Source organism: Nitrospirota bacterium (assembly GCA_016212185.1).
GTDB lineage: Bacteria > Nitrospirota > Thermodesulfovibrionia > UBA6902 > DSMQ01 > JACRGX01.
The window spans coordinates 41,825-49,437 of the sequence record JACRGX010000039.1 but is presented as its reverse complement, the minus strand read 5'-3'; the positions used below and the strand labels follow the sequence as shown (position 1 = coordinate 49,437).

Genomic DNA, 7,613 nt, shown 5'->3' with positions numbered 1-7,613 from the left:
GGAGTAGGCAATCAAACCAACTATGACAATTAACAGAAGATGAAATATTGGCTTATAAAAGAATCCAACCCAGGGACAGGCTGTTTCCAAATCGGGTTTTATTTTAATGATTGAGCTCACTGCAAAAGAATAACAGCATTATTTCAAAAATTCAATTTTCAGAACAAACTTTCTCTTGACAAAAGATTGATTTTAGGTTGAAATCATATCTATGAAGATATGCGCGTTTATGGGCAGTCCGAGAAAAGACGGCAATACCGGACTGCTTCTGAGGGAGGCCGTAAGGGGCATTGAAGGTGGAGGTTTCAGGGTTCAGGTCTTTGAACTGAATTCCATGAATATCCGTCCCTGCCAGAATTGCGGCGGCTGTAATGAAACAGGCGTATGCATTAACCGCGACGATATGGACCGGATATATGATGCAATAAGGACGTCAGACAGAATTATTCTTGCGTCCCCAATTTATTTCTTTGCCCTAAGCGCCCAGACAAAAGCCATGATAGACAGGTGCCAGTGTTTTTGGTGTGAAAAATATCTCCTCAGGAGACCTCTCGCTGAAAGCATGGACGGAAGGAAGGGTCTTTTATTGCTTGTCGGAGGCATGATGGCCAATACAGGCGTGCGGTGTTCGGAGTCCTGCGCAAGGGCCTTCTTCAGGACCGTCAGTTTTCCCGAACATAAGGTATTAAGCTATCTCGGCATTGACAAAAAGGGCGACATCCTCAGGCATAAAACCGCGCTTGAGGATGCGTATGATGCAGGGAAAAAATTGGTTGAAATATGAAGAGTGTTATTTCTAACGAATTATCTCCGGATTTTGGACATATTAACTCATTGACGCATATGAATTACTTTTGATATACTTTAATTTGTGAAACAAAAGAGGGGGATTTTGTGAAATCAGCTCTTGTTGTGGATGATTCGGATGCTACGAGGGCGTTTATAAAATCCTTAATTGAAGATATCGGCGACGTCAGGGTATCTGAAGCCTCTACGGGCTTTGAGGCTTTAAAGTTTTTGCCGCTGCAGTCTTTTGACGTAATCACCGTTGACATCAACATGCCGGACATAAACGGTCTTGAGCTGATCAGTTTTGTGAAAGGCAACGACCAGTATAAAAAAATCCCGGTAATTATTATCTCCACAGAGGGCAGTGAGGAAGATAAGAAGAAAGGCCTGTCTTTGGGCGCTGTCGCGTATTTAACCAAACCGTTTAAATCTGAGGATCTTCAGCGCACTGTTAAAAAAGCACTGAATTTATGAAGACCTCAAAACATGATTTCATCGCAGAGGCAGAAGATATTTTAGCAAACGCCGCTAATGCCCTGCTGGAACTTCAAAGCACTTTTGATCCCGATGCATTAAACGCCCTTTTCCGCGCTATTCATACCATGAAAGGGCTGTCCGGACTTTTCGGCGTGAAAGGCATCAGCGACCTCTGCCATACCCTTGAATCACTGCTTGATGATTTGAGGCTCGGCAAGATTGAGTTTACCGATAATGCGGTAATTTTTATTTTCGGCAATATTGATGCGCTGAAAGCGCTTGTAGCGCAGGTATCGCAGGACCAGGATGTTGATGATGTAAGCCATCAGGTCAATGACATAGAAGCCTTCAGGGAAACTTTTAAATCCAAGTCCAAAGACGTCAACCTTGAGGAACTTGGCATAAGCCAGTCTATCTTGAGGGTGCTGTCAGAGTATGAAGAGCACAGGCTGAAAACCAATGTTAAAGACGGCAAGGCATTATATCTCGTCAAAGCGGTTTTTGACCTGACCACGTTTGATAAGGGAATAGAGGCGCTGAATTTACAGCTTAGAAGTGCAGGTGAAATAATTGCCACCCTTCCAAGTTCTCACGGCGTGCCTGATGGCTCAATTGGTTTCACAATCCTCATGGGCAGTTCTGCAGACATAGATTCTTTAAAAGAAAAGGCACAGGCTTCGGAGCTGGAAATGATTGTGCCGCCCCATGCAGTCCTGCCTGCTGCGCCTGCTTCGGCAAAACCAAAGGATGTGGTTTTAAAGAGCGCAACTAATACTGTAAGGGTAGACATAGAGAAATTAGACAAAATTCTTGATACCGTCAGCGAGCTTGTGCTTGCAAAAGGCGCTGTTCTGAGAATCGGGCATGAGATTGCAGCAACTTACGGGTACACGCCTCTTACCCTTGATATTCTCAGGATATCGCAGACCTTTGAAAGAAGGCTTGCAGAACTGCAGGATAATATCCTGGAGCTGAGGATGGTCCCGTTCAGCCAGATATTTGCACGGCTTTCACAGGTTGTAAAAAGGTATATGAGGGAAGCGGCTAAAGAGATAGACCTTGAAATTTTCGGCGAAGATACGGAAATTGACAAGGTCATTGCCGAGGAAATCATAGACCCGCTGATTCATATTATCAGGAATTCCATAGACCACGGAATAGAGTCAAAAGATGAAAGAATTGCCTCCGGTAAGAAAGAGCGCGGCACGGTGACCCTCAAGTCCTTTCCGAAAGGCAATAACGTAATAATCACAATCCGCGACGACGGCACCGGACTTAATCTGGATAAAATTCTCAAGAAAGCCCGTGAGAAGAAATTGGTGACTGAAACCCAGCAGTTTGACTCCAATGAGATTACAAACCTTATTTTCCTTCCGGGATTGAGCACAAAAGAAAGCGTCAGCGAGGTTTCAGGACGCGGAATAGGCATGAATATAGTAAAGGAAAAAATTGCGTCTCTGGGCGGTTTTATTGATATTGAAACCGTGGCCGGTTCAGGCACGACTTTCACCATTACTTTGCCTATAACGCTTGCCATAATCAAGGCGATTTTAATTGAAGTGGCAAATGAGAAATTTGCGATTCCGCTGACCTCTGTTTCTGAAACTTTTATCGTTGACACCAATAAAATCCAGACGATTGAGGGCAGGGAGGTCATAGAAACAAGGGGCAAAATGCTTCCGCTGCTCAGGATTGACAGGATATTCATGCTTAAGGAAGAGCCGAAGGAAGAATATTTCGGGGTGATTGTCGGTATAGGCGACAGGAGACTCGGGCTGCTGATTGATAATGTGCTGGGGCAGGCGGAAATTGTGGTGAAATCTCTCGGCGGATACTTTAAAAACATTTCCGGGCTGGCAGGCGCGGCTGAAATAGGCAAACATCAGGTTATCCTTGTGCTTGATGTTGAGGCCTTGATGGAAGAAGCCTTTTCCGTTAAGAGGCTGTCAGAGAAGAGGGAATAAGTTATGTATGAATTCTATTTCGGATTAAAACACAGGCCTTTCAGCAAGACTCCGGATCCCAGATTCCTTTTTTACAGCAAGATGCATGAAGAGGCTCTTGCAAGGCTTCAGCACGGTGTTGAAGAAAAGGAGATAATACTTCTGACAGGAGAAGTCGGCTGCGGCAAGACTACGCTGTCCCGCGCATTGATGGATTCCCTTGATGAGAAATACAGGGTCATATCAATTTTAAATCCCCGCCTTACGCCTTCCCAGTTTTTGCGGATTATCGCCAAAAGTTTTGGAATAGACAGCAACCATTATAAAGACGACCTGCTTGAGGCAATTTATGAAAAAGTTTATGAGGACCATGCAAAAGGCGTCACGCCTGTTATAATTATAGACGAGGCGCAGCTTATTCCCGACAGGACCACCTTTGAAGAGATACGGCTGCTGACCAATTTCCAGCTTGATGAGGGGAATCTGTTAAGCCTGGTCCTTATCGGACAGCCTGATTTAAGGGTGAGGCTTGACAGGAAGGCATACCTCCCTTTGAGGCAGAGGATCGGTTTAAGGTATCATATTAACCCGCTTAGTGATGAGGAGGTAAAGGAATATATAATTTACAGGCTTAAGGTTGCAGGCAAGACAGAGCCTCTTTTCAGCGAAGAGGCCATAACCGCTATATGTAAATTTTCATGCGGGATTCCGAGGAATATTAACAATATTGCTTCAAATTCCCTGCTTGAGGGGTTTGGCATGGAATTGCAGATGATACCCAAAGATGTGGTGTATGATGTGGTTCATGAATTAGGTTTAAACGGGGTAAATAATGGATGTAGCGAAGATTAGAAAAAAAATAAAAGAAACAGCCGGGCAGAAGCCGCCTGAGAATGTTCAGGAAGAAGCGCCTGCAGATGTTCAAAAAACTGAAAGCAGTGAGACTCCGGTCATTAAGGAAAGCGCGAAAACACTGCATGAAGCCGTTCAGCAGGAAGTTCCTGCAGTTACTGAACTTCCAGTCAGTCCCGGGGCAGCGGAGGAGCCGGTGGATGAGCAGATGGAAATTCTTGCATTTAATGTCGCTAATGAGGAATATGCCGTAATGACCAAAGAAATATACGAAATATTAAGGTTTCAGGATATTACGCCCGTGCCGAGATCTGCGAGGTATTTTAAGGGGGTAACATCAATCCGCGGGAAGATTCTCCCGGTAGTTGATATAAGGGAGAGGATAGGACTTAAAGAGGAGGCCGGCGCCAGGCGCAAAATTATTATACTCAGGACTTCAAAAGAGCCTATCGGCATACTTGTCGGGCTGGTTTTGGATGTGCTGAGGTTTCCCTCATCTTCGCTTTTACAGCCTCCTTCTACGCTGAATGACGAGGAAAAGAATTTTGTAAAAGGAGTTGTAAGGATGAAAGACAGGTTCATATCAGTTTTAAATGTAGAAGAAATAGCTAAAATGAGTTAAGATTTTCAGGAAAGATATGAAATTAATTCAGAAAATAAAAGATATATCACTTGAACTTAAAATAGTCGGCTTTGTAGTCTTGTCGCTGATTATCGGAGGGTTGTTCATAGGGTTTTTCAGCATCTTATTTATCAGGTCGGATGTGCTCAATACCGCAATGACGTATTCAAATAACACGGCGTTTATAGTTTCCAAACAGATGAACGATGTGCTGGCAGGCGGCAATCTTAATGATGTCCGGACCTTCGCCGGCGAGCAAAAAAACATTTTGAATGAAATTAATGCTGTTACAGTGCTTAACTCTGAAGGCAGGGACATTCTTTTTAATAATATCCTGAGCGAGGACCGCGCAGCAGTTAATTCGGTTGCGGCAAACAAATCCAGGTTTATCCGAAAGTTGCGAAAAGAAATAGTTTTCTATTACCCTCTTGTAAATTCCGCAAAATGCGCTGAGTGCCACAGTGATAAAACAGCCGGCAGTGTTATCGGAACCGTAAAGGTCTCAATGTCTGCGAAAGATGCTTATGACAGAGTGGATTACAGGATAAAAATTGTTGTCATATATTTATTTATAGGCACGCTGCTTTTAAGCGCATTGCTGTGGATGGCTTTCAGAATGGCGATAATAAACCCCGTCAAGATATTTGAAAACAGCGCAAAACTTTTGTCACAGGGTGATCTGTCAATCAAGGTGCCGATTCGTTTCAATGATGAAATGGGCCGGCTTGGTCTCAGCATGACGAAGGCTGCCCTGGATATCGGAAAAAACATTCAAAGGGTAGTTTCAGTATCCAAGAGGGTTGTCAATGTTACTGTAGATGTTGAGAGGGAATCCAAGAAGGTTGTGGAAGGCTCGCTGATTGAAACAGAGGCGATAAGCAGGACCTCGGAATCCATAGAAGAGCTGAATAAGTCTATAGGTGAGATCGCTGAAAGCGTCTCAGGACTCATCGCTTCAACCGAGCAGACGGCTGTCTCATCAAACGAGATGGCAACGACAACAGAGGAAATTGCCAAGAACGCTATTGACCTGTCTATTGCGGTTGATTCAGCGTCATCATCCATGGAGGAAATGTCAAGGAATATAAATGAAATAGCCGGCAATGCCGGTGAATTATCCCGCTCTGTGGAGGAGACGCTTTCTGCCGTTGAGGAAATAAACTCTACGATTAAGGGAATAGAATCAAATACAAAGGAATCAGCAAGGCTTTCAGTAAAAGTTACGTCTGACGCCACTTCTGTGGGCCTGGCGGCTATTGAAAAAACAGCAGAGGGTATGGAAAGGATAAAATCCACAGTCCGGAAGACGGCCGGCTCAATTGAAAAACTCAGCAACCGCTCGGATGAAATCGGGAAGATCCTGAATGTAATTGACGAGATAACAGATCAGACGACCCTGCTGGCCCTTAATGCTGCAATACTTGCGGCACAGGCCGGAGAATACGGGAAAGGTTTTGCAGTAGTTGCCGATGAGATAAAGGACCTTGCGGAGAGAACCTCGTATTCTACTCAGGAAATATCTTCCCTTATACAATCCGTTCAGGCTGAAATCAGTGAGGCGGTTTCAGACATGGAAGAGGGAACTATGACTGTGGACGAAGGCGCCTTGCTTACCAAAGAGGCAAAAGAATCATTTGCCCAGATTATTGAAAGTTCAAAACACTCTGCCGAAATGGTGGCGCAGATTGAGAATGCAACTTATGAGCAGACAAAGGGAATCGGCGTTGTCACGGATTCAATGGGGAAAATAAAAAGCATGAGCGCGCAGATTGCCGAAGCTACAATTGAGCAGTCAAAGGAAGTAAACCTGATAATGTCGGAGACAGAAAAAATCAGGGAAATTTCAAAACATGTTAAAAACGCCACTCTGGAGCAGTCTAAGGGAGAAAGACAACTGCATGATGCGGCGGAGAATATCTCAGTGTTATTGCATGAGATATCAGGCTCAATCAACAAACAGAAATTAAACACAAATAACATATTTATCTCAATGGAAAGGATAATGACTCTTCCGGAGGGGAACAGAAGCAGGTCGTTTCAGATTAATAAAAACCTAAGGAGCCTCCTTAAAGATGCTGAGATACTTATGGCTGAACTGCATAAGTTTAAGCTTAGCAGCGAGGCTGAGGCAGACACAATCAAAATGGGGGTTGTGCCGCTTGACTCGCCTGCGGAGATGTACAGGCGTTTTACCCCGCTTGCCGAGTATCTCGCAAAAAAATTAAATAAAACGGTGGATCTCAGGCTTGCCGTTGATTTTGCCGGAACGATTGGAGATTTTGGAGAGGGGGTTACAAATATCTGTTATATGACCCCCTCTACCTACATTGAGGCTAAGGAAAAATACGGCATTGAGGCGCTGGTAAAAGCGCTGAGGGGCGGGAGATATTATCATCACGCTGTAATAATTGCAAAGGCGGGCGGGAAAATCAAAAGCATTGATGACATTAAGGGCGCTTCCTTCGCCTTTGGCGACAGCCGTTCAACATCAAGCTATATCGTCCCGAGGGCTATGCTCCTTGAAGCCGGCATTGACCTCAAGGACCTGAGCTATTATGACCATCTGGGGCATCATGACGGCGTTGCAGCGGCTGTTTTAAGCGGGGAGTTTGATGCCGGCGGAGTTATGGAGTCTACGGCATTGAGGCTCAGGGACAAGGGTTTGAACCTTCTGAAATATTCCTCTGAAATACCTGAATTTAATTTTTGCGTCAACAGTAATATGTCTGAGAAAGAAAAACTCCAGATAAAACAGGCTCTGCTTGAACTGGATGACAGGAAGGCCTCAGACATGCAGATACTGAGGTCCATTGACCCGAACTATACAGGTTTTACGGAGGCCGCTGACAATGATTATGAAGAAATCAGGAATTTGATGCGGAAGTTTAAATTGCTTTAGTGAATTTTAATTGCAGGATTTTGTATGAATA

6 protein-coding genes are annotated in these 7,613 nt (G+C 44.4%); all 6 read left to right on the top strand.

All coding sequences use genetic code 11. The features are described 5' to 3' along the window. Positions 1 to 211: 211 nt before the first annotated feature. The 6 genes from HZA10_04625 to phnD all read left to right on the top strand — a co-directional run bounded on the left by HZA10_04625 (position 212) and on the right by phnD (position 7,582). Positions 212 to 784, top strand: coding sequence for a flavodoxin family protein (locus HZA10_04625; protein MBI5195587.1), 573 nt, complete (start codon positions 212 to 214; stop codon positions 782 to 784). A gap of 110 nt (positions 785 to 894) precedes the next feature. Then, positions 895 to 1,263 carry a response regulator gene (locus tag HZA10_04620; GenBank protein ID MBI5195586.1) on the top strand — a complete coding sequence of 123 codons (369 nt, stop codon included), beginning with the start codon at positions 895 to 897 and terminating at the stop codon, positions 1,261 to 1,263. Then, positions 1,260 to 3,230, top strand: coding sequence for a chemotaxis protein CheA (locus HZA10_04615; protein MBI5195585.1), 1,971 nt, complete (start codon positions 1,260 to 1,262; stop codon positions 3,228 to 3,230). Before HZA10_04620 ends, HZA10_04615 begins: the two co-directional genes overlap by 4 nt. A 3-nt stretch (positions 3,231 to 3,233) precedes the next feature. Next, on the top strand, positions 3,234 to 4,061 hold the full coding sequence (locus tag HZA10_04610) for an AAA family ATPase (GenBank protein MBI5195584.1): 828 nt from the start codon (positions 3,234 to 3,236) through the stop codon (positions 4,059 to 4,061). Next, the gene (locus tag HZA10_04605) at positions 4,042 to 4,683 is read left to right on the top strand and encodes a chemotaxis protein CheW (protein ID MBI5195583.1); all 642 of its coding nucleotides are present in this window, start codon (positions 4,042 to 4,044) and stop codon (positions 4,681 to 4,683) included. The genes HZA10_04610 and HZA10_04605 overlap by 20 nt, the downstream gene beginning before the upstream one ends. 16 nt (positions 4,684 to 4,699) lie before the next feature. Further along, a complete protein-coding gene (gene phnD / locus HZA10_04600; protein MBI5195582.1) occupies positions 4,700 to 7,582 on the top strand; it encodes a phosphate/phosphite/phosphonate ABC transporter substrate-binding protein in 2,883 nt (960 codons plus the stop codon). The last annotated feature ends 31 nt before the right edge of the window (positions 7,583 to 7,613 follow it).

Excerpts from the sequence above, each read along its gene's own strand:
- HZA10_04625 (MBI5195587.1), top strand. The coding sequence starts at position 212 with ATGAAGATATGCGCGTTTATGGGCAGTCCGAGAAAAGACGGCAATACC.
- HZA10_04615 (MBI5195585.1), top strand. The coding sequence starts at position 1,260 with ATGAAGACCTCAAAACATGATTTCATCGCAGAGGCAGAAGATATTTTA.
- HZA10_04610 (MBI5195584.1), top strand. The coding sequence starts at position 3,234 with ATGTATGAATTCTATTTCGGATTAAAACACAGGCCTTTCAGCAAGACT.
- HZA10_04605 (MBI5195583.1), top strand. The coding sequence starts at position 4,042 with ATGGATGTAGCGAAGATTAGAAAAAAAATAAAAGAAACAGCCGGGCAG.
- phnD (MBI5195582.1), top strand. The coding sequence starts at position 4,700 with ATGAAATTAATTCAGAAAATAAAAGATATATCACTTGAACTTAAAATA.